This window comes from Chitinophaga ginsengisegetis (assembly GCF_900168065.1).
Taxonomy (GTDB): Bacteria; Bacteroidota; Bacteroidia; order Chitinophagales; family Chitinophagaceae; genus Chitinophaga; species Chitinophaga ginsengisegetis.
Genome location: NZ_FUZZ01000002.1, coordinates 279,200 through 302,104, shown reverse-complemented (window position 1 = coordinate 302,104; position 22,905 = coordinate 279,200). Strand labels below are relative to the sequence as shown.

General features: G+C 47.7%; 19 protein-coding genes. 13 read left to right on the top strand and 6 right to left on the bottom strand.

Annotated features, from left to right (window positions below; all coding sequences use genetic code 11):
- Positions 1-48 precede the first annotated feature (48 nt).
- From B5Z18_RS14880 to B5Z18_RS14865, 4 genes are all read left to right on the top strand, one after another.
- Positions 49-714: a Rossmann-fold NAD(P)-binding domain-containing protein gene (locus B5Z18_RS14880; RefSeq protein WP_079470273.1), complete on the top strand. Its 666-nt coding sequence runs from the start codon at positions 49-51 to the stop codon at positions 712-714.
- A 244-nt stretch (positions 715-958) separates the two neighbouring features.
- Positions 959-1,648 (top strand): NUDIX hydrolase, encoded by a 690-nt coding sequence (locus B5Z18_RS14875; protein WP_079470272.1) that lies wholly within the window; start codon positions 959-961, stop codon positions 1,646-1,648.
- Between the two features lie 4 nt (positions 1,649-1,652).
- Positions 1,653-2,204, top strand: coding sequence for a 2OG-Fe(II) oxygenase (locus tag B5Z18_RS14870; RefSeq protein ID WP_079470982.1), 552 nt, complete (start codon positions 1,653-1,655; stop codon positions 2,202-2,204).
- A gap of 8 nt (positions 2,205-2,212) precedes the next feature.
- Positions 2,213-2,944, top strand: a complete 732-nt coding sequence (locus B5Z18_RS14865; protein WP_079470271.1) for a metallophosphoesterase family protein — start codon at positions 2,213-2,215, stop codon at positions 2,942-2,944.
- 16 nt (positions 2,945-2,960) lie between these two features.
- Here the strand turns inward: B5Z18_RS14865 and B5Z18_RS14860 are convergent, their stop codons facing one another.
- The 6 genes from B5Z18_RS14860 to B5Z18_RS14835 all read right to left on the bottom strand — a co-directional run bounded on the left by B5Z18_RS14860 (position 2,961) and on the right by B5Z18_RS14835 (position 10,652).
- On the bottom strand, positions 2,961-4,010 hold the full coding sequence (locus B5Z18_RS14860) for a hypothetical protein (RefSeq protein WP_143313605.1): 1,050 nt from the start codon (positions 4,008-4,010) through the stop codon (positions 2,961-2,963).
- A gap of 158 nt (positions 4,011-4,168) precedes the next feature.
- A complete protein-coding gene (locus B5Z18_RS14855) occupies positions 4,169-6,682 on the bottom strand; it encodes a TonB-dependent receptor (RefSeq protein ID WP_235015936.1) in 2,514 nt (837 codons plus the stop codon).
- A gap of 138 nt (positions 6,683-6,820) precedes the next feature.
- The gene (locus tag B5Z18_RS14850; RefSeq protein ID WP_227024483.1) at positions 6,821-7,531 is read right to left on the bottom strand and encodes a LytR/AlgR family response regulator transcription factor; all 711 of its coding nucleotides are present in this window, start codon (positions 7,529-7,531) and stop codon (positions 6,821-6,823) included.
- Positions 7,531-8,571 (bottom strand): sensor histidine kinase, encoded by a 1,041-nt coding sequence (locus tag B5Z18_RS14845; RefSeq protein ID WP_079470268.1) that lies wholly within the window; start codon positions 8,569-8,571, stop codon positions 7,531-7,533. The genes B5Z18_RS14850 and B5Z18_RS14845 overlap by 1 nt, the downstream gene beginning before the upstream one ends.
- Positions 8,572-8,688: 117 nt before the next feature.
- Positions 8,689-10,020, bottom strand: a complete 1,332-nt coding sequence (locus tag B5Z18_RS14840) for an ABC1 kinase family protein (RefSeq protein ID WP_079470267.1) — start codon at positions 10,018-10,020, stop codon at positions 8,689-8,691.
- Between the two features lie 5 nt (positions 10,021-10,025).
- Positions 10,026-10,652, bottom strand: coding sequence for a TetR/AcrR family transcriptional regulator (locus B5Z18_RS14835; protein ID WP_079470266.1), 627 nt, complete (start codon positions 10,650-10,652; stop codon positions 10,026-10,028).
- A 535-nt stretch (positions 10,653-11,187) separates the two neighbouring features.
- On the opposite strand from B5Z18_RS14835, the gene B5Z18_RS14825 reads away from it, so the two are divergent.
- The 9 genes from B5Z18_RS14825 (at position 11,188) to B5Z18_RS14785 (ending at position 22,889) form a co-directional block, all read left to right on the top strand.
- Positions 11,188-12,588 carry an RtcB family protein gene (locus B5Z18_RS14825; protein ID WP_079470264.1) on the top strand — a complete coding sequence of 467 codons (1,401 nt, stop codon included), beginning with the start codon at positions 11,188-11,190 and terminating at the stop codon, positions 12,586-12,588.
- A 4-nt stretch (positions 12,589-12,592) separates the two neighbouring features.
- The gene (prfH, locus tag B5Z18_RS14820; RefSeq protein WP_079470263.1) at positions 12,593-13,207 is read left to right on the top strand and encodes a peptide chain release factor H; all 615 of its coding nucleotides are present in this window, start codon (positions 12,593-12,595) and stop codon (positions 13,205-13,207) included.
- Between the two features lie 121 nt (positions 13,208-13,328).
- Positions 13,329-13,889, top strand: a complete 561-nt coding sequence (locus B5Z18_RS14815; RefSeq protein WP_159454314.1) for an RNA polymerase sigma factor — start codon at positions 13,329-13,331, stop codon at positions 13,887-13,889.
- A 54-nt stretch (positions 13,890-13,943) separates the two neighbouring features.
- The gene (locus B5Z18_RS14810) at positions 13,944-15,068 is read left to right on the top strand and encodes a FecR family protein (RefSeq protein ID WP_079470261.1); all 1,125 of its coding nucleotides are present in this window, start codon (positions 13,944-13,946) and stop codon (positions 15,066-15,068) included.
- A 205-nt stretch (positions 15,069-15,273) separates the two neighbouring features.
- Entirely contained in the window at positions 15,274-18,507 is a 3,234-nt protein-coding gene (locus tag B5Z18_RS14805) for a TonB-dependent receptor (protein WP_079470260.1), read from the top strand.
- 10 nt (positions 18,508-18,517) lie between these two features.
- Entirely contained in the window at positions 18,518-20,035 is a 1,518-nt protein-coding gene (locus tag B5Z18_RS14800; protein WP_143313604.1) for a RagB/SusD family nutrient uptake outer membrane protein, read from the top strand.
- 12 nt (positions 20,036-20,047) lie between these two features.
- Positions 20,048-20,917 (top strand): PKD domain-containing protein, encoded by an 870-nt coding sequence (locus B5Z18_RS14795; RefSeq protein WP_079470258.1) that lies wholly within the window; start codon positions 20,048-20,050, stop codon positions 20,915-20,917.
- A 29-nt stretch (positions 20,918-20,946) separates the two neighbouring features.
- Positions 20,947-22,056, top strand: a complete 1,110-nt coding sequence (locus B5Z18_RS14790) for an acyltransferase family protein (protein ID WP_079470257.1) — start codon at positions 20,947-20,949, stop codon at positions 22,054-22,056.
- A gap of 290 nt (positions 22,057-22,346) precedes the next feature.
- Complete coding sequence (locus tag B5Z18_RS14785; RefSeq protein WP_079470256.1) at positions 22,347-22,889, top strand: RNA polymerase sigma factor; 543 nt, start codon at positions 22,347-22,349, stop codon at positions 22,887-22,889.
- Positions 22,890-22,905: the final 16 nt, after the last annotated feature.

Below are 22,905 nucleotides of genomic sequence, written 5' to 3'. Positions count from 1 at the left end.
CATAGGAAAGATCTAAATTTCGGGATATCTGAAATTTAAATTGTTCCTATGGAGATAAGAGCCATTATTACAGGAAGTACCGGTATGGTAGGAGAAGGGGTGCTGCATGAATGTTTACAACATCCGGATGTAAAAGAGGTGCTGGTTATTAACCGCAGACCCTGTGGCGTAAAGCATCCCAAGCTGAAGGAAATCATTCATGAAAATTTCTATGATATGCTGCCCGTGGCAACAAAGCTGCATGGATATAATGCCTGTTACTTCTGCCTGGGCGTTTCTTCCGTAGGAATGAAGGAAGACAGGTATAAGCGGGTCACTTATGATCTTACTATGGAAGTGGCTAAAACGCTGGCGGCCCTCAATTCAGATATGACCTTCTGTTATGTTTCCGGTGCAGGCACCGACAGCTCGGAGAAAGGCCGCAGTATGTGGGCGCGGGTGAAGGGCAAAACCGAAAATGACCTGCTGAAGCAGCCGTTCAAGGCGGCGTATATGTTCCGGCCGGGCTTTATGTTACCTACCGATGGACTGAGATATAGCCAGAAGTACTATAAGTATATGACCTGGGCCTATCCGTTCTTCCGGCGCGTTTTCCCACAGTGGGTATCCACGCTGGCGGAGGTGGGGCAGGCCATGATCAATGTTACCCTTTATGGCTATTCGAAGCCGGTGCTGGAAGTAAAGGATATCGTGACTTTGGCTCATCACCCATAAAATACTGGTAACCTGCGGGATAGCGGTCTACTTTATATAGATCGCGGGATGTATATTTGCATCTTGTTACTTTAACAGTGTAACAGTTGTAGGTTATGAGATGACTGGAATATTCCTATCCCGGGTCCAAATAAAAAAGGCGGTGCTTCGGCGCCGCCTTTTTGTTTACAGATAAAATCCAATCACTTTTTAGGTTATCTCCCTAAAAAATCTTTACTTCACGTTAAAATGACGCAAACAGAGTATGAAGTCTTTCCACGAGTATAAGAACCCCTCCCTGGCGGTAGACCTGGTGGTATTTGGATACCACAACAATACCTTATCGGTATTGCTGCTGAACCGTAAGGAGGAGCCGTTTAAAGACTGCTGGACCTTGCCGGGCGGCTTCCTGCAAATGGAAGAAACCTTCCTGGACACCTGTTCCCGCATCCTGCAAACAAAGCTGGGCATGAAGGAAGTATTCCTTGAACAGCTCTATTCCTTTGACGCACCTGACAGGGATCCGCGTGGCCGGGTAATAGCTGTGGGATATTATGCTCTCATTAACCCCGCTAAATTCGACGTGGTGGCCGGTAGTATGGCCAATGATGTAAAATGGTTCAATGTCAGGAAAATGCCTGCTCTGGGCTTCGACCATAAACATATTTTTAAACAGGCGCTGCAAAGGCTCCGGTCGAAGATCCAGTATTACCCGGTAGGATTTGAATTACTGGATGAACTGTTTACCATCACAGAGCTGCATGAACTGTATGAATGTATCCTGCAAACAACCATTGACCGGCGCAACTTCCGCCGCAAAATACTGGACGCCGCCTATGTGGTTAATACAGGCCTGAAACGCGAAGGATTGAAGAACCGGCATCCCGAACTGTACAAGTTCAACAAACAACTGAAGAAAAATAGTTTCCAGATCAATGTTCCCACTGAAACCTGATGTTATGGAGAAAATCACTTACACCCCGGAAATTTTTACCATTAAAAACGTTCTCAGTACAGCCGAATGTGCCCGACTTATAGAAAAAAGTGAAGCAATGGGCTACGAAGAAGCCACTGTAGACGTAGGCGGAGGCGGAGGCGTACAACGGATGATAAAAGGTGTACGAAATAATGAACGGGTCTTGTATAAAGATGTAGCTTATGCTACCTTTATCTGGGAACGGCTGAAAAACTTTGCTCCGGAAGGAAAAGATAACAGAACCGCCTGCGGTGTAAATGAATTGTTCCGGTTCTATAAATACAGTCCCGGACAACGCTTCAAAATGCACAAGGACGGCAGTTTTGAGCGGAACAGGTTTGAAGCCAGCCAGTATACTTTTATGATCTATCTGAACGAAGCATATACCGGCGAGGAAACCATTTTTGCTTCCGGCGAAATTATCCGCCCGGAATCCGGTACCGCCCTGATATTTCATCACCCGTTGCGGCATGAAGGTTCATTGCTTACCGCAGGTGTGAAATATGTGCTGCGAACGGACATTATGTACAAATAAAACAAAACATGCCCGCAACCTACGTAATAGGTGATATACACGGTGCGCTGAAAGCCCTTAAACAGCTGGTAGAGCGTATCGCGCCGAAAACAACCGATACACTGATTTTTTTAGGTGATTATGTAGATGGATGGTCTGAATCTGCCGAAACAATCACCTGGCTCATGGAACTGGAATCACAATACACCTGCATTTTTATAAAAGGAAACCACGACGCCTGGTGCGAATCCTGGCTGAATGGCGTAATGCCCGAAGCCTCCTGGCAACGCAATGGCGGCAAAGCCACGGTGGAGAGCTTCAATAAATTGTCGCCCGCAGCACTGGAAGGTCACCAACAATTCCTGAACCGCATGCGCATGTATTACATCGACGATCAAAACAGGTTGTACATACACGCGGGGTTCACTTCCACCCACGGTCCCGCCCATGAAAGGTTTGAACCCATGCTCTACTGGGACAGAAGCCTCTGGGAACTCGCCCTGGCGATGGATCGCAGCATTCCAAAGAATTCCATGTTCTATCCAAAAAGACTGCTGCAGTTCAAGGAGATTTATATTGGTCATACCCCCAGCCTTAATTATGGCGAAGATCTCCCCATGATCGCCTGCAACGTGCACAACATCGACACCGGCGCGGCTTTCAAGGGCAAAATTTCCGCGATGAATGTGGATACGAAAGAAGTGTGGCAGAGTGATGCGGTGTATTTGCTGTATCCGGGGGAGAATGGCCGGAATCCATGACTCCGGCCTTCGACTATTATTTGTTTACAGCTGCCTGTATTGTTTTTAACTCCATCATCAATGCTTTATTGGTGGCTTTTACTTCCGTTATTTCTTTCTGCATAGAGATCAGGTGTAGTGTCAGCTCCTCCACTTTTTTCAGCAGGATAGCGTTCATATCTCCGAGATCCTGGCCATTTTCAGCAACTTCTTTTGCGGAAGGTACCTCTGGTAAATGTTTGTTTTCCCTGATGAATGCTTCGGTTTTTTGTAAAGATGGCAACTGGTAATCCTGTTCAAAAACATAATCAGGCCAGGTAGCGGCCTGTGTTACTTTAACCCTTCTGGCAGCAATGGTACCTTCCACGGCAAGTTTATTGGTGCCGGGGGCGGTGGTGCCTATTCCCACGTTACCGTTGGCTTTGACCATAAATAACGATGTGCCATAGGAATTAACGGTGAATACGTTGGCGTTGGTAAGTCTTGCGTTGGTTTTACTTCTTCCATCTAACATGACAGCAGCGGAATATGGTTCAAGTGGAGGAGGGGCCACATCTTCAGCTTCTCCGTTCAAAGCAATACCATATGGTCTTCCCGGGCTATAGGCCCGGCCGATGATGCTCGGAATATAGGCCCCTGTCTGATAAGTGCCGTTAGTAATGCGCAGTACAGCTTCGGCTTCAGAGACGTTTGTATAGGTGAATTTAGCCAGGGCTACTGGCTCAGCTTCAGTACTGGGCAAACCGGAAACGTGCAATTGTGCAGTAGGGGACACTGTATTAACCCCCATATATCCATTACTTCTCATAACAGTTAAATACCTGGCAATAAAGCTGCCATCATTGTTATAAGCAAATAATGCAAAATCGCTGCCCTGGGGGTTAGTGCCGCTTTCTGCATTGGCGGTTCCCAACCCCCAGCGATAAGCACTGTTTTGCATAAGCATATAGTGGCCCGAACCGGCTCCGGCTGTCGTGGTAGAAGTCCTGAACTGGCTTGCGCGTCCAATCCCATCAATATTAAAATTAGCACCGCTCTGTAATGTAGTCTGGTTGAGGATCTGTGCATTACTTATCATTGCTGTCAAACAGTAAAAGGAAGTTAACAAAAAGAATCTTTTCATGGTAAAGGAGAATAAGGTTACAAAATCAATCAAAGATGTAAAAAATCCCTCACAAAAAAAAGCCCGGAACGCTCAGGTGTACCCCCTTCGCATTCCGGTGCTTTAAACTATAAGACAACCTCTTACTGAATCACTTCCTGCATTCCCTGCATACCTGCGCCCATATTCTTTCTCTTAAACAGGCTGGCGTCAATTTTACCAAACCGGTAAGCAAATGTCAGGCGCATCATCTGAGGGTCGCGTAAGCGACTGTAATATTGTGTGAAATAATCACTTTGTGAATATTGGTCGGACCAGCGGGTTCTGAAGATATCATTCACGCTGAAGGTCACCGAAGCGGCATTGTTTTTCAGGAAGCTCTTTTTGATGGCGGCGTCTACACCATAGAAAGAAGCAATGTATCCCTGTGAAGCATTCTGCGACTGCTGCATAGGCGGACCGCTCTGCACATTCTTATTTTCATTCACCGGCAAATTGGTTTTCGACTGGTAAGTACCTGTGAGCTGCAATTCAAAATTAGCAGGCAGTTTAAAGGTGTTGTTAAGCTTACCAAACCAGCTCCAGAGCGCATCCTGCGATTGCGTTACATTGTCTGTATTGATCTTTGAATTATAAATATTCACGTTGGCCGTTGCGCTCCACCATTTGGCTAAATTATACATGGCGGTTACTTCCGCACCGGCAGAATAGCTGGAATTGGCGTTGATGTAAGTGTTCACCAGCATTTCCTGGCCGTTTACCGGATCGGTTTCCTTCGTGAGGTAGCGGGTGATCAGGTTATTGGTATGTCGGTAATAGATAGATGCCAATATGGTATTGTTTCCTTTCAGCGTTTTCAGGTACGACATTTCCAGTGAAGTGGTGAATTCCGGTACCAGTCCCGGATTACCTTTCGTGATATTCAGCTTATCGGTGGAATCGGTGAAAGGAATCAGCTGGAAGAAGTTGGGCCGGTTAATACGACGGGTATAGCTCACTTGCAGCTCCTGGTCGTGTTTCAGCTTCTGGCTTAAAAACAGCGATGGGAACAGGCTTACCGGGTAGTTGTTGGAGAAATGCTGTCCGTTGTTGAGCAGATCGCCGGTGTAATTGGAACTTTCTGCACGCACGCCAACTTTATAACCAAAATTACCGATGGTGTTGGATACGCTTACATAAGCTGCGTATACGTTATCACTGTTCTTATAATTATTGGAGGCGGCCGGGATCAGTACATATTCCTGTGTTTCCGGGTCCAGCATATAGTTGTTAAAGTTGCTCTTCGTTTTACGGACAGAGGCTCTCAACCCGGTTTCCAGCTTTAATTTACCGGTGAAAGGTTTTACATAATCCGTTTGGATGGTCATAAAGCTCATGGAGCCATTACCCAGGATCTGTTGTATATCGCTGCCGCTGATGTTGCTGCCGGTATAACGGTCGGTCCTGTAGTCGGAGTTATTATCGCTCTTTCCGCCAAAATAGTTGAAGTCGGCGGTCAGTTCTTCTCCTTCTTTAGGGAAAAGGTGTTTCATGCCCAATACCAGGCCGTTTGCGTTGAACTTGTTGTGAGAACTGGAGTTACGCTGACTGAAAGCCCTGATATCGGCGGCTTTATTCAGGGTATCGGTATTGATATCAATCCGTTCAGAAGGGTTCATGGAACCATGTACCTTGATACCGGCCACAGATAAGGTGGTGCGGTTGGTAACAAACCAATCCAGCCCAAGTTTACCAAAAATGAAACCACCATCGGTTTTGTTGGTGTTGTACTGGTTGATGTTGGTAGGTGGTTCATCCGCAAAGTTGTTACGCTCGGTGGTACCATTGGTACGGCCTTTCATCTGGTTACCCATTACGCTGGCGGAAATATTTACTTTATCCTGGCGCAGGTTAAAGTCCGCACCGCCATTTAAAGCGCCGCGTTTATCCACACCGGCGCGCAGGTTACCGTTGTAACCCGTTTTCCGGTTCTTTTTCAGTACAATGTTCAGGATACCGGCACTGCCACCGGACGCGTCGTATTTGGCAGAAGGATTGGTGATCACTTCCACGTTTTCAATCGCATCCGCCGGAATCTGTTCCAGGGTAAGGGTGGTTGGGCGCCCGTCGATATACAGCTGCGGAGCACTGTTACGCAGGGTTACATTACCATCGATATCCACGTTTACAGAAGGCACGTTTTTCATCACGTCCAGTGCGGTACCGCCGGCGCTTACGATGTTTTTTTCCACATTGAATACCTTTTTATCGATATCCATCTGCATCATCGGCTTGGTGCCGGCTACCGTAACGCCCTGCAACTGCGTGGTGCTTACTGCGAGTTTAATATTGCCGAGATCCTTTTCAAATGGCGGAAAGGTAACCGGTTGTTCCACAGTTTTGTACCCGGTAGCAGTGATCCGCAGTTTGAGCGGGCCTCTGCCGGGCAGATCTTCCAGGCTGAACTCACCGTTGCCTTTGGTCAGTACGCCTTTCAGCAATTTTTCCTTCATTTTTTTTGTGACACTATCCATGCGGTTCTGCAGGATAATTACGGAAGCATAAGGAACGGCTTTTCCATCGGGGTCAATAATTTTGCCATATACATGGCCGCTCATTCCCATACCCATGCCCACCGGCATTTTGGCGCCTGCGGGGGGCTGAGCTACAGCACTCATTGAAAGCAAAAACAGGGTGATAAACAAATAAATCTTATACATTTTATATAAATTCAGATCACGCAAAAGTATACCCACCAGGTGGATAAAATAAATTAAATGAGATGAGTGGGGAAAAAACAGCTACGAACTGTCGGATCACTGACCGGCCTTACCGGCAATGGCATATACCGCATCACGGTAAGTATCGCCCACAGGGAGTTCCAGCGTATCGAGGAATATGGCGTTTTTCCGGATTGTAGTGATGGCGGCAATGGAAACGATATACGACTTATGCACCCGTACAAACCTGGAGCCGGGCAACTGCTCCTCCAATCCCTTGATGCTCATACGGGTAATAACCGGTTTGGAGCTGCTGTTCAGGTGGATTTTTACATAATCTTTCAATCCTTCTATCCACCGGATATCGGCATATACTACTTTCAGCAGGCTGTAGTCCACGTTCACAAAAAAGAAATCCGCCTCTTCCCGCGCCGTTTTCCCCCCTGTTTTGAGCAGGAAAAGCTCCTGCGCTTTATTACAGGCTTTGATAAATCGCTCCAGGGATACCGGTTTTACGAGATAGTCCGTTACGGCGAGGTTAAAGCCCTGCAACGCATATTTTTCATAAGCAGTGATGAGGATCACCAGCGGTTTATTGGGCAGCGATTCCAGGAACTGTAGCCCCGTAAGTCCGGGCATCTGGATGTCCAGGAATATGAGGTCTACGGACTGATGCCGCAAAATCTCCATCGCCTCAAATGCGTTGTTGCATTTGCCGGTGAGCTGCAGGTAAGGAACCATGCTGATATTGTCTTCCAGCAGGTCCAGCGCTAACGGTTCATCGTCTATGGCAATACATTTCATCATCAGTGGAGATTTAATTGCAAGGATACTATAAACCAGTCATCTTTCTTATCAATATGCAAAACATAATTATCTCCATACAACAAATTCAAACGCCTTTTTACATTTGTAAGACCAATACCGCTGGTTTTATCTTTTATTTCGGAAGAATCTTTATTGAAACGGTTACGTACGGAAAAAAACAATTTGTCATCCCGCGTATATAGCCGGATATCTATCATAGCATCAGTGATCATGCCGGTACCGTGCTTAAAAGCGTTTTCCACAAAAGGGATCAGCAGCATCGGCTCTATTTCATAACAGGTATCGCCTGTTTCCAGTGATACCTGGATGGTTACATTCTTCCCGAAACGTTGCTGCTGCAGGTCAATATAACTTTGCAGGTATTCGGTTTCTTTTTGCAGGGGAACTTTGTCTTCATCTGCTTCATACAACATATAACGCATCAGCGACGACAGCTTGATGAGAGAAGGTTCCAGCACATCCGACTTTTTACGCGCCAGCGATACCATGTTGTTAAGCACATTGAACATAAAATGCGGACTTACCTGTGAGCGGAGCAGCGATAATTCCGTTTTCAGCAACTCATTTTCCCGCGCACTGCTTCGTCTTTCCAGCTTCATTTTATCCACAATCATCTGGAAAGCTGTACTGGCCGAGAGTACAAAGGAAAAAGTAAAAAAGGTGAACAGGATGGCTGGTTTTATATCCATCTGATGCGGTTTCAGGAATATCTTTTCAAAAGTATACCGCATGGTGCACATAAAAATAAATATCCCCACGATGTAAAGGATATAATCGACAATCTTCTTTTTATAAACCAGCTTCGGAATAAATACCCAGGCGTTCAGGTAAAAAAACACGACCATTACCAGGTACGTAAAATACACATACATGGCCCAGGCCTGTTTTTCATCCATGCGGTCCCGGTCGTACTTTTCGTTGGTAGGATGTAACAAATAGGGGAGAGAGAAGAATATCAGCCATGCGAGCATATGCCTGGCTATTATTGCCCATTTTTGTTGGTACCATTCCTGTTTCATGGCGGCAAATTAGGGCATTTGTATAATTATGAAGGTGGAGTTGCGACCAATTGTAATAATTCTACGACTAACATGGAAAAGAACAAAGCTTTCCGGGGTATGGCCCCGGAAAGCCTGTTAAGCAGTTTTCCTGGCATCCATCAGCTCCTGTATCCTGGCGGGGCCGGTGATCACATTCGCTTTCAGGTCGCTCAGAATGGAGTATAACCCAAAATAGGTACGGTTAATATAAAGACTATGCCTGGAGCCACGTGCTACCTTTGAATCACGGATCTCTTTCATATTGTAGAGTTCATCCATGTAGGCATATATTTCATTAAAATAAACTTCGTTGCCGAAATCAAAATTGTCCAGCGTAAAAGGAAGGGTCAGCAAATCGATCATGTGTTGGAAAAGACCGGAGAAGAATTCCACCTCTTTGGGGGTGTCTGACGGATGGATCATCTCCAGGTTGGTATAGATCTGGTGCCGGCGTTTCTCGTCTTTCAATACCTCTTTATCTACCAGCAAGAAATAATTCTCATAAAAATCTTCCGGAATTTCCTTTACACAGCCAAAATCAAAGATGCCCACAGTGCCGTCCGGGCGCATCAGGAAGTTGCCGGGATGCGGGTCTGCATGCACTTGTTTCAGGCTATGCACCTGGAACTGGTAAAAGTCCCAGAGGGCCTGGCCAATCTTATCCCGCACTTCCTGCGAAGGGTTGGTCAGCAAAAACTCCTTCAGATGCTGACCGTCCAGCCAATCCATTGTAATGATCCGGTCCGACGACAGTTCCGGGTAGTAACCGGGAAACTTCAGGTTGGGAATATGCGCGCATTCCCTGGAAAGATCCATAGAACGGCGGAGTTCCAGCGCATAGTCGGTTTCCTCGAGCAGCTTACTTTCTATCTCGTCAAAATATTTGTCCATGTCCACTTCGTTCATGCCCACAATACGGATGGCAAAGGGTTTCACCATGCGTAGGTCGGACTTTACACTATTGGCCACACCGGGATACTGGATTTTCACGGCCAGTTTCTTACCATTTTTGGTGGCTTTATGCACCTGCCCTATGGAGGCGGCATTGGACGCCTGCAGGTCAAACTGGTCGTACAGCTGTGAAGGCGATTTGCCCAACGTCTTTACAAAAGTATTTACTACCAGTGGGCCGCTCAGCGGGGGAGCGCTGTATTGCGACATGGCAAACTTTTCGGTATAGGCTTTCGGAAGCATGCCTTTATCCATACTCAGCATCTGCGCCACTTTCAGTGCGCTGCCTTTCAGGTTACTCAGCGTATCATAAATATCCGCGGCATTATCCTGGTGAAGCTCTTCTTTGGTGGTAGAAGGGTCCATCAGTTTGCGGGTGTAGTGTTTGATATAATTGGTACCTACCTTAAGTCCTGTCGTAACGAATTTGCCTGCCCGTTCCACTTTTGAAGTGGGAATATTGGATTGTTCTTTCATGATACTTATTTCCGCGTAAAAATAAATTTCCCGAAGTCCAGCAAACTATCCAGTGTATTGGATTTAATCAGCTGGAAGCTCAGGTTCACCGCTTTTTCAATGGCGGCATCCGTCATTTCAAACTGGTTGCTGGTGTCGTCCAGCCAGTATTTCAGCACAAACAGGGCCTGTAACCAGAAACCATGTACATACTGATCGGAGATATACTTTCTTTCCTTGATTTCGCTGGACTGATAACCTTCTTTCACAAGGTCGCTTACATACTTGTTAAACGCATGACGGAAAGTTTCCAGTTTGTTGCGGTACAGGTCCGGTAACCGGAAGTGTTTGCGCTGTAATAACAGGTAGCTCCGGTCTTCCTTCAGCTTCTGTACCCAGAGGAAATAAAAGGCCAGCAGTTTTTCCTGTGCATTATATTGCTGATAAATTTCATCTGCATGCAGCTGATCCAATGTTTGTTGGAAGATAGCTAACCAGATGTCTTTTTCTACCGCTTCCAGTGAACTGTATTGTTCATAGAATTCGGTTTCAGAAACGTCTACAAGTTTGCAGAGCGCATAAACAGAAACGGGCGCTTTGCCGTTTTCCAGCCAGTACACTTTATAGGCGTTGCGGATGAGCTGTTTGTCCATAAGAAAAAGTTTTATAATGTTGATGTAACCCGTCCGGAGCGGGTTCCGGAGGTTAAAAATGCGGGTACATACAAATTTACGTCATGCACAGTTATAAACCCTTTTTTATAGGCTGGAGAAATGTTAAAATCTGCCACAATCTGCATTGAAATTATTATGTGAAAAAAATGCCGTTGTATTTGTAAAATAAATATACCTTTGCATCCGAATTCCTTATTTATCATCTTTTAAAATACAAGGAATCATGACAGAACATACCCACATATCGCACCTTTCGCTTCTTGCCTGATCAGGCAAACGTTGCTGCTTACCTTTTACATAAGCCGGAATAATACTTACATGCATCTTATACTTTTTGTATAAACGCATTTCGTATATACGGTTACGTTAGTGCCTCCGTTTGCTTTATCTCCTCCTTTCAGCGGAAGGTGTATTCCCACACAGAACAAAATTTATATTTAATACCCGCACCGGATAACCGGTGCAGCAGTGGTGTGCCCGCAAAGGCCGCATCCCTGCAAATACATCACCTTTTATGGGCAGTATAAAAACAAAGGAACTTAGTAAAATAGGTTATACAAACGACCAGGCCAGAAGCCTCGTCATCAATATTATATCAAAGCATTTCAAACATGAGGCAAAGGCAGATCTCCTGGCGTTATTAACCGCCATCAAAGCGGATCCGGCCAGCTATCGCTCCCACGAAATACTGGGAAAAATAGCAGACACCTTTATGGATGAACCGGTGGAATGCAATTTTCAGTCGTACGACCTGCTGGAAAAAACAGGCCAGCTGAAAGTATACGGCGCTAAAGAAATAGAACGCTCCGCCAAACAACAAATGGAAACGGCGATGTCCTTACCGGTTACCGTACAGGGCGCCCTTATGCCGGACGCACATACCGGCTATGGCCTGCCTATCGGCGGCGTGCTGGCTACCGATAACGCCGTACTGCCGTTTGCGGTAGGCGTGGATATTGGCTGCCGCATGGCGCTCACTATCTTCGACGAAGGAGAAAGCTTTTTAAAACGCTTCTCCCACCAGGTAAAAGTGGCGTTGAAAGAATACACGCACTTCGGCATGGAAGGTGGACTTGAATTTCCGCAGGAACATGAAGTGCTCGACAGCGCGGCGTTCCAGTCAACAGAACTGTTGCGGAAACTACAGGCCAAAGCCGCGCGGCAGTTAGGTTCTTCCGGCAGCGGCAACCACTTTGTGGAATTCGGTTTAATAGAACTGAAGGAAGACAATGCGTTGCAATTGCCACCAAAAAAGTACCTGGCCCTGCTGTCGCATTCCGGCAGCCGCGGACTGGGCGCTAATATCGCGCAGCATTACACGCGCATTGCAATGGACACCTGCAAGCTGCCAAAGTCAGCGCAGCAGCTGGCCTGGCTGGATCTCAACAGTGAAGCCGGACAGGAATACTGGCTGGCCATGAACCTGGCAGGTGATTATGCCAAAGCATGCCACGACCGCATTCACCTCAACCTCATGAAGGTGCTGGGTTTGCAGTCGCTCGCAAAAGTGGAAAATCACCACAACTTTGCCTGGAAAGATACCCTTGCAAACGGTCAATCCGTGATCATCCACCGCAAAGGTGCTACCCCGGCTCATGCCGGCGAAATGGGCATCATCCCCGGCAGCATGTGCACCGCCGCCTACCTCGTAATGGGAAAGGGCGTGGACAACGCTTTATACTCTGCCTCCCACGGCGCAGGCAGGGCCATGAGCCGCAAAAGAGCCAAAGAAAGCATGACCGTATCCGGTTTGAAAAAAATGCTGGCCGCCGCAGGCGTAACCCTCATCGGTGGCAGCGTGGAAGAAAACCCGCTGGCGTATAAAGACATTGAAAATGTTATCAGCGCACAGCAGGAATTAGTAGACATACAAGGCCGGTTTATGCCTGCCATAGTAAGAATGAATAAAGACTAACAACATGGAACAAATGATTATACAGATCACCTCCGGCCGCGGCCCTGCAGAATGTTGCAGGGTAGTGGCCAGGGTGCAGGAAATAATGATAAAGGAAGGCCGTGCAGCAGGCATCAGCATACAGGTATTGGAAAATATCAAAGGAGATATTAACGGCACACTGCTTTCTGCTACGCTGCTGCTCAAAGGAAAAAATGTAACAGCTTTCTGCGGAGCGTGGGAAGGCACTGTGCAGTGGATTGCACAAAGCCCCTACCGCAAATTCCACAAACGTAAAAACTGGTTCGTAGGTGTATCTGTATTCGATATCAAAAAACAGGTGCAGTGGAATCCCAAAGACGTAACACTGGAAACCTGCCGTGCCGCGGGTCCGGGCGGTCAGCATGTAAATAAAGTGGAAACCGCTGTTCGTGGTATTCACCGCCCAAGCGGATTACAGGTGCTGGCAATGGACAGCCGCTCTCAGTTACAGAATAAACAGTTATGCCTGGAACGGCTGGAAGCAAAGTTCCTCGCCTGGCAAACCGGTGAGCTGGTGAAGCAGCAGCAGGATCGCTGGCAGGAACACAACGAACTGGAAAGAGGCGATGCGGTGAAAGTGATCCGCGAACGGTTGTAAGAAGAAGGTGTATCGGCTGGTACACCTTTTTTAATATTGCTCTATCGCCTTTGCGAAAGACAAATTCCGCTTCTTTTTACTTATTTTTATAGCGCACACCGATATCAACCAATTACCACACGTGGAGGAACAAAGTGACATAGCGCTATTACAAAGACTACGGCAATCCGATGAATCGGCGTACACCGAAATATTTCATCGTTATTGGGAGAAACTGTATGCTATTGCGTACAACCGCTTACGTACCCGCGCCGCTGCAGAGGATGTAGTGCAGGAAGTACTGGCCAGCCTGTGGGTTAGAAAAGCAGAACTGGATATCCGCCACCTTTCCGGGTACCTGGCCACCGCCACCCGCTACGCCGTATTCCGCCAGATCAGCCGTTTACTGCCGGATCATCCGCTCGATACGCCCGATGTGGCGCAGCAACTGGTGCAAACCCCGGACATGGATCACCTGGATTATTGCCGCCTCCAGGAACGGCTCGGACAGGAAATAGCCCAGCTCCCCGAAAAATGCCGCCTCGTATTTTTATACAGCCGCCGCGATCAATACAGCAATAAAGAAATCGCCGCCGCCCTGCAATTGTCCGAAAAAACCGTGGAAGCCCATCTCACAAAGGCTTTGAAACACCTGCGTGTTCGCCTGAAAGATGTATACCCCTATCTTTCTTTCTTCTTCTGAAAAAAAATATAAAAACAACTAAGGGTAACAGCAGTATTTCTGTACTCTGTTATTATGCAGCACCTAAAAGACCTGATCCAACGTTACCTGAAAGGCAATGCTTCACCCGAAGAAGTGGAAGCGCTTCATGAGTGGTATGATAGCTTCGACGACAGCGAAGTGCCGCTGCCCGTGGAGCCGGGGGAAGACCGCCGGATGCTGGAACAACGGCTGCTCAACAGGTTGAAGCCGGTGATGCAGCCACCAAAAGTAAAAAGAATTCCCTTCTGGCGTTATGCGGCTGCTGCGGCCCTGCTGGCCCTGGTAGCAGTAGCCGGCAAAATAGGGTGGCAGCACCGGTATCCATCTCCCCAAAAAAATATCATGGCGGATAACACTGCCGCAACAGATAAACCACCCGCCAACAAAAAAGCCATGCTTACACTGGCCGATGGCAGCACCATCACCCTCGATGATGCCGCCAACGGCGCCCTCGGTAAACAAGGCGGCGCAAACATCATCAAAAAAGAAAAAGGACAACTGGCCTACCAGGCCGCAGACGCCAACGGCGCAGTGGTGTACAATACCCTCACTGTGCCTCGTGGCGGCCAATACCAGCTGGTATTGCCGGACGGCACCAACGTATGGCTCAACTCCGCTACCTCCCTGCGCTATCCCACCAGTTTCCGGGGAGCAGAACGGAAAGTGATCCTGCAGGGACAAGCTTACTTTGAAATTGCCGCCAATGCCACGCAACCCTTTAAAGTACAGGCAAATGAAATGGAAGTGGTGGTACTGGGCACCCGCTTCGATATGATGGCCTACGCCGACGAACCAACTATCAACGCCACCCTGGTGGATGGAAAAATAAAAGTACAGAATAAGATCCTGCGCCCCGGTCAGCAGGCCGTGCTGGCACTGTCCGGCCACGAGCTCACCGTACGTGATGCCGACGTGAATAAAATTATGGCCTGGAAAAACGGCCTCTTTGTATTTAATAATATGGACCTGCCAACCATACTGCGGGAAATTGCCCGCTGGTATGATGTGGAAATAGTTTATCAGTCCGCACCCGGTAAAGAACTGTATGGTGGCGGAATCAGCCGGAATCTTAATTTATCAGCCGTATTGCACGTATTAGAAGAAAACGGAACTAATCACTTTAAAACAGATGGAAATAAAGTAGTGGTATTACCGTAAAACCTGTAAAAAAAACATATGAAGTAACACATTGAACAATGAAAAAAGCCGGAGGTGGTGACACACCCCCGGCAGCAGCTCAGCATCCTGTAAGATCAGCGACGATCATTTAAGAATTCTAAACCTTATTAAAAGTATGCATTTAAAATTTAAGGAGATACCATTTCTCCCAAAGGGACTTCTATTAACCAAAATTTTGCGGGTTATGAAAATGACCACCTGGCTTATCCTGATCGCCTGCTTACATGTAAGCGCCAGGAGTTTTTCACAACAGGTTACCCTCTCTGTGAAAAATATGCCGTTACAGAAAGTGTTTGCAGAAATAATCCTGCAATCCGGGGCCACCATCGTATACAATGAATCCGCCCTCAAAAACACTACCCCGGTTACCTTACAGGTAAGCAGCGCCTCCGTGCAATCCGTACTGGAGCAATGCCTGCAACACCAGCCGGTTACCTTTTCTATCAACAACGGCGTATTCGTGATCCGCCCAAAGTCCGAGCCCCCGCCGCCGCCAGTGGATACTACTGGCCGTATTACCGGTACCGTGCGTGGCCCTGATGGCACCCTGCTTCCCGGCGCTACAGTAATCGTAAAAGGCACCAGCAGGGGCAACGCCACTAATGCCGGCGGGCAATTCACCGTAGCCGCCAACGCCGGCGAAATACTGGTAGTCACTTTCACCGGCTACGACAAACAGGAACTGCCCGCCCGTAACGGTATGCAGGTAACCCTGCGCACCGCTAACAGTCAGCTGGACCAGGTAGTGGTAGTGGGCTACTCCGATAAAAAGAAAAGCGAATTAACCAGCGCCGTTACCGTAGTAGACGCCGCAAAACTGAAAGACGTTACCACCAACGATGTAGGTACCATGCTGCAAGGTAAAGTGGCCGGTCTCCAGGTGGTAAGCAGCTCCGGTGTTCCCGGCGCCGCAGCAGAAATACGCATGCGCGGCATTTCCTCTGTAAACGCTTCACAAAGTCCGCTCGTAGTAGTAGATGGTATCATTGGTGGCAACTACGACCCCAACGATATCGAAAGCGTAACCGTGCTCAAAGATGCCGGCGCCACCGCCATGTACGGCTCCCAGGCTAATGCCGGCGTGATCATCATCACCACTAAAAGAGCTACTACTGGTAAAATACAGTTCCAGGCAAAAGTAACCACCGGCTTCCGCACACCGGACTTCGGCACCATGGACATGATGAACGGCAGCGAATTGTATGAACGTCAGAAAGAATATTACCGCGATTATATTCCCGGTGCTACCAACAACTCCTATAAAATAGACCTGCTGAAATTCTATAATGAACGCCCGCTTGCCCTGCGCAACCAGAACTACAACTGGTTAACAGACATGTTCCAGCGCGCACCCATGCAGAATGTATATCTCTCCGCCAGCGGCAGATCAGAAAAATCAGATTACTACCTGGGCCTCTCTTATTATAACGAGAAAGGTACGTTCATGAATACCAACTACCAGCGTGTAAACCTGAGAGCCAATTCTACCTATCACTTTACCAAACGTATCAGCTTAACCAATAACATCAACCTCAGCGGCTCCTTTGGTAAAACATACGACTATAACGATATGTATTATGCATTCCTCAATATGCCCTGGGATAACCCATACGACAGCTCCGGTAAAGCATTGTATGTAGATGGTAACTCGCCTTTCAAATGGTGGTCGCGTGATAAGGTGAATCCTATTCACACCATCAATAATTCAGAGCATCCCTATAAAAATTTTGATGTGAATTATGATATGGGACTTAACATCGGCATCACCGACTGGCTTACCTTTACCAGTACCAACCGGTTGTCGCTGGGATACAATAAAAATAAAACCTGGTATTCGCCGGATGTGGCCGGGCAATATCATGGCACCGGTTACCTCAGCGAATTCAGTACGCTTAACTATGGCTACGTATCCAATAACCTGCTGAAAGTAGATTTCCGCATGGGGGATCACCGCATCAGCGGCCTTGCGGGCGTGGCGTTTGAAGGCAGCAATACCGAAGTGCTGGGCGCCTCCGGAAAAGGATTGCCCGCCGGGTTAAAAGTGCTGAATGTAGTAGCTAACAGCCAGATTGTGAATGGTAGTATCAATGAAGCCATTATACAGTCGCTCATCTCACAGGTAAACTACAGTTACCTGGATAAATATTTCCTCACCGGATCATTTCGCGTGGATGGCTCTTCCAATTTTCCGTCCGCCAATCGCTGGGCATCTTTCCCTTCTGTTTCTGCAGCATGGTTGATGAGTAATGAGGATTTTCTGAAAGATAATAATGTGTTCACCAATCTGAAACTCCGCGCCAGTTATGGTGTTACCGGTACACAGGACATCGGGTCATCGCGCTACCTTGCGTTGTTTTCACTGGCCAGTCAGTATAACGGACAAATAGCGGCAACCCCTTCACAGTTGCCCAGCCCGGACCTCACCTGGGAAAGCAAATACCAATGGAACGGCGGTATCGATATCGGGTTGTTTAAACGTATCGACCTGAGTGTGGATGTGTATAACAACATCACCAAAAACCTGTTGCTGCAGGTATCGCAACCCCTGTCGGTGGGCTTTGAAACACGCTGGCAGAACGTAGGTGAACTGGTGAATAATGGCGTGGAACTGGGCATTAGCTCAGTGAATATCCGCAGCCGGAAATTCCAGTGGAGCACCGATTTTAATATCAACTTCAACACCAACAAGCTGCAGAAATTCCCGGCCAGCATCATCAATACACAATCTACCTGGAGCATCTCGCAGATCTACCGCAATGGTGGTAACCTGTATGAATTTTATATGCCCAAATGGTTAGGCGTGGACGTGCAAACCGGCGCACCTTTGTGGGAAGTAGTGGATAAAGACGGCAACAAATCATCAACATCAGATTATGCCAGCGCCACCTACCAGGAAGTAGGCTCCGCACTGCCGAAGTTCCAGGGCGGCATGACCAACACCTTTACATACAGCGGTATTTCCCTGAGTGCAAATATCTATTTCCTTTCCGGTAACAAAGTATACAGCAATAACCTCCGCTTTGTGGAAAATGACGGCAACGAACCTTACTACAACCAGGTAAACCTGCCCAAAGGCAGCAGCACCTGGGCGAAGCCTGGTGATAACGCTACAGAGCCCAGTCCGCAGAACTCCGCCAACAGCACGCAAACGTCTACACGTTTCCTGAAAGATGGTAGCTTCTGGGCGTTGCGTAACATCAGCCTGAGTTACGAACTGCCAAAAGCCCTTGTAAACAGGTGGCGCCTCGATGGAGTAACTGTTGGCTTCACTGCCGATAACGTGCATACATTCACCAATTTCTTAGGGCAGGACCCGCAAACTACCATCACACCTGGATCACAGGTGATGCCAGGCGTATCGGATTTTAAATATCCCAACAACCGCCAGTACCTGTTCAACATTAATTTCAGATTTTAAAATGCCTGTCATGAGATCAGCGATTATAATATTACTACTACTGCCTGTGTTGTTATGGCAAACAGGTTGTATGAAAGATGTGAATCCAAGCGATGCCCTCACCACAGAAACCATTACCGGTTCTCCCGAAGGGCTGAAAAACGCCGTGAACGGGGCATATTCCCTGCTAAAGGATCATGTACCGTTTAATGGTACTACCGATGATAATAACATGTACCTGCGCCAGTATTTCCAGCTGTCGGATTTTGCCAGCGATGATATTGTATGCGGGCAAACAACAGAAGATCCCCTGTTCTATAGTTTCTCGTTAGGCCACTCGCCAACGCAAACGAATACACGCTATTTCTGGTATATCTCCTACAAAATTATCAACGACGCCAATACTGTAATTGAAGCGGTGGAGAAGCAGGCTAACCCCGACGTCACTACGCAGCAAATGCTGGGTGAGTGCTATTTCCTGCGCGCCTTCAGTCACTTTAACCTGGTGAAATTATTTGCCATGCCATACGCGCAAAACCCCGGCGCTCCCGGTGTGATCCTGCGCACTGCCACCAGCGATCCTGCGCAAAAAGCACGGGCCAGCGTAGGCGAAGTATATGCACAGATCATCGCAGACGCCAGGAGGGGAGCAGAACTGATGTCGCAAAGCAGGGGCCCGCAGTACGCTTCCCGCGAAGCCGCCTGGGCGCTGCTTTCCAGGGCATACCTGTATGAAGGGAACAACGACAGCACCACTTACTTCGCGTCGCAGGTTATTTCGTCCGGCCGCTATTCACTGGCCACCCCGGCTACTTACCCCGATTTGTTTGCCAACGCTGCCGCCGGTACCGAAACCATTTTCTGTGTGGCCTTTACGCAGCTGGACGACTACGGTAAGTTTGGTTCTATCGCCTCCATGATCTATTCCAATGGTAACTCCGGATGGGGCGAAGAATTTGCGTCCGCATCGCTGAGGGATACCATGTCCGCCAACCCGGAAGATGTACGCTGGAAATATATTATCCCGCTGAAAGATGACAACGGCGTATTACAGAAAAAGAACGGCATCGATATTTACTATATCTCCAAATTCTCCGGGCAGGGGGGAAGTCCTACGCTCAGCTCGCCCATCCTTTTCCGCCTCGCGGAAATGTACCTGAACAGGGCAGAGGCGGCAGCTAAGGCGGGTAAAACAGCCGCCGCACTGGACGACCTGGATATCATCCGCACCAACCGCGGTTTGTCGGGCGCATTGTATCATCAACAGCTGCCTGCCGGGAAAACCGCACTGGACGTAGTGTTAAAGGAAAGACGACTGGAACTTGCTTTTGAAGGCCACCGCACCTTTGATGTGTACCGCAATAAAAAAGCCATGAACAGAACTTACTGGGGTTATCATTTACCGGGTTTGAAAGAATCCGATATCAACCCGGCTGTAAATCCTTCCGGTTATGCCGGCATGGTGGTGCAGCCCGATAATCCCAAGATCATCTATTACATCCCGATCGATGAAATAGAAACCAATAAACTGTGCGTACAGAATCCTTAAAACTACCCGATCATGCAAAAGCAACTGCTCTATATATTCATGCTGCTGTGTGCAGCTTCCGCCTGCAAAAAAGATGATACCAATCCCGCGCCGCTGGTAGTATATACCATCGAAGTAGAAGGCAACCAGGTATCTTTTAATAACACCACTACCGGCGCCACTTCGTGGAAATGGGACTTTGGTGATGGTACCGGTTCCACCGAGCAAAGCCCCGTACATACCTACCAGGGCAAGGGCAAATACGTGCCTACGTTGTATGCCACGTCTGCCGCAGGGGTTACGGCAGAAGGATCTACCGTGATCCGCATCTCTAAGACTTCGCCGGTGAAACTCACCGATAACAGCCTGGCCGACTGGGATACCATCAGTCAGAATGTGATCACTGCCGGCCCGGCTGGCGGCGTTTTCAAAAAAGTGAAATTCGATTACGACGGACAGTTTGTTTATTTCTATGGAGAGATGAGTGGTAAACTGGCCGATGGCGCTATTTTCGACGTGTATATCGACAGCGACAACAGTGCCGCTACGGGCCTGATCACTTCCCTGTTTACCGGCGCGGCGTACGATGTATTGCTGGAGGGCCAGCTATTGCTCAATCAGAATACAGCGCCCATCCCGATGGCGATGTATTATCATAACGGACCGCAAACCAGCTTCAGTTTCGACCAGCAGTCAGGTACGGATTTCTTTACGATGGGCACCATTGCGGAAGCCGGTGGTGTGATCCGCTTTGAAGGAAAACTGGACCGCTCAAAAATAAAGGGCTTTACGGGAGCGGCTATACGACTTGGCATGGTGGCCACTTCCAACGATTGGTCCACCCAGCTGGGCACCATCCCCGATGAAGGCGCCGCTGCTTTTTTATTAAATATGCCGGAATAAATTATTAATTTAAGCCTACAAACAGGACAATGAACCAGACAACCAATGTCAGCCAACGATTGATTTCCCTGGACGTAATGCGTGGCCTTATCATGATTCTCCTGGCTGGAGAAAGTGCCCGTGTCTATGAGTCGATAGCACATTTACACCCTACGGGAATAGCCGGCAGTTTAATAACGCAGTTTTTTCACCACCCCTGGAATGGGCTACGCGCCTGGGACCTGGTGCAACCTGCTTTTATGACAATGGCAGGTGCTGCGATGTTCATCTCTTATTATTATAAAACACAAAAGGGTGTTACCTGGTCACAAAATTTCAGGCATATTGCCCTGCGTTGTTTAAAGTTGTTTATATTTGGCACTGCCCTCCATTGCGTATATGCAGGAAGGTTAGTATGGGAGTTATGGAATGTGCTCACGCAGTTATCTGTAACCACCCTGATCGCTTACCTCATCATACGCCGTTCCTTTGGTTTCCAGTTGGGCGTAAGCCTGTTATTGCTGCTGGTAACTGATTTATTGTACCGGTTTGTTTTATTGCCCGGCTTCGAAGAACCCTTCACACAAGGTCATAACTTCGGAGCTTTTATGGATACTGTGCTGATGGGTAAGATCAACCCGGGCGGATGGGTAACCATTAACTTTATACCCACCGCCGCGCATACCATCTGGGGGGCGCTGGCCGGGAAGTTACTGATCAGCGACCGGCCACAGGCTCAGAAAATAAAGATCCTGGTGACGGCCGGGCTGATAGGGCTCATCACCGGCTTCGGACTGGACCTGGCAGGCATTACACCCATTATCAAACGGATTGCCACCGCATCTTTTACGCTGGCTTCCGGGGGATGGGTAATGCTGGTAATGGCCCTGCTGTACTGGTTGATAGATGTGAAACAGCATGTGCGTTACGCCTGGATAGCCACCGTGGTAGGCATGAACGCCATTTTTATTTACCTCTTCTTTGAAACAGTTGGTGGGCAGTGGGTAAATCCCACGACTGATATCTTCGTAAAAGGATTTGCCGCGCTGGCAGGAATTCCCGAAAGCATCCGGGAAATATTATCCGCCTTTGCGGTACTGGCGCTGGAATGGGGACTGTGTTACTGGCTATTTAAAAAGAAGATCTTCTTTAAATTATAAGCTATCTACTGAAACCCCCATGGAAAAAAAAGCTCCGGTATCCTTTACCGGGGCTTTTAATTTTTTTACCGGGTCCGTATATTTTTCCGATTTTATTATTTACCTTGATTCCAGTTTAATAGTCATTAGCCAAAATCTTTAGTATCAAAGCGTGAACAATGGAAGAAGTAAATTTCTTCCGGATCATTTAATCAAAATCACTGTAATAAGGCTGCCGCTAAGCAGCGTTACAGACATGTTATGTGTTTAAGCTACCTGTAATGAATAATTACCAATAAGGTTCCGGTTACATGAGTCATTCTTCAGACATAGTATTGGTACAGCGGTTAAAGGAAGGCGATGCTTCAGCATATGATGCTTTATTTATGAAGTATCACAAGCTGCTTTGCCTGAATGCCTATTGGTTTCTGCGAAACGAAGCAGAAGCAAATGATCTTGTACAGACCTTCTTCCTGGACATTTGGGACAAAAAGTTATACCTTCATTTTTCAGGCGATATCAAAGGATACCTGCATCAGGCCGTAAAAAACCGTTGCCTGACGCATCTTAAAAAGCAAAAGACGGAACTGGAAAATAAAGTAGCGTTCACCCAGTTACAGGAAGATACCTGTATGGTAAACACCGAAGTTTCACCGGATTATTATAAACAGGTATTAACCGCCATCAATGATATGGCGGTACAAAAAAGATCGGCTATACAAATGGTGTATATCCAGGGAAAACGTTACCAGGAAGCAGCGGATGAAATGGGCATTAGTATCAATTCTTTCAAAACCCATCTGAAAAGAGGGCTGAAAGTATTACGTCATGCAATTACTAATAAGGGGTATTAGCCCCCGTTTTGTTAAC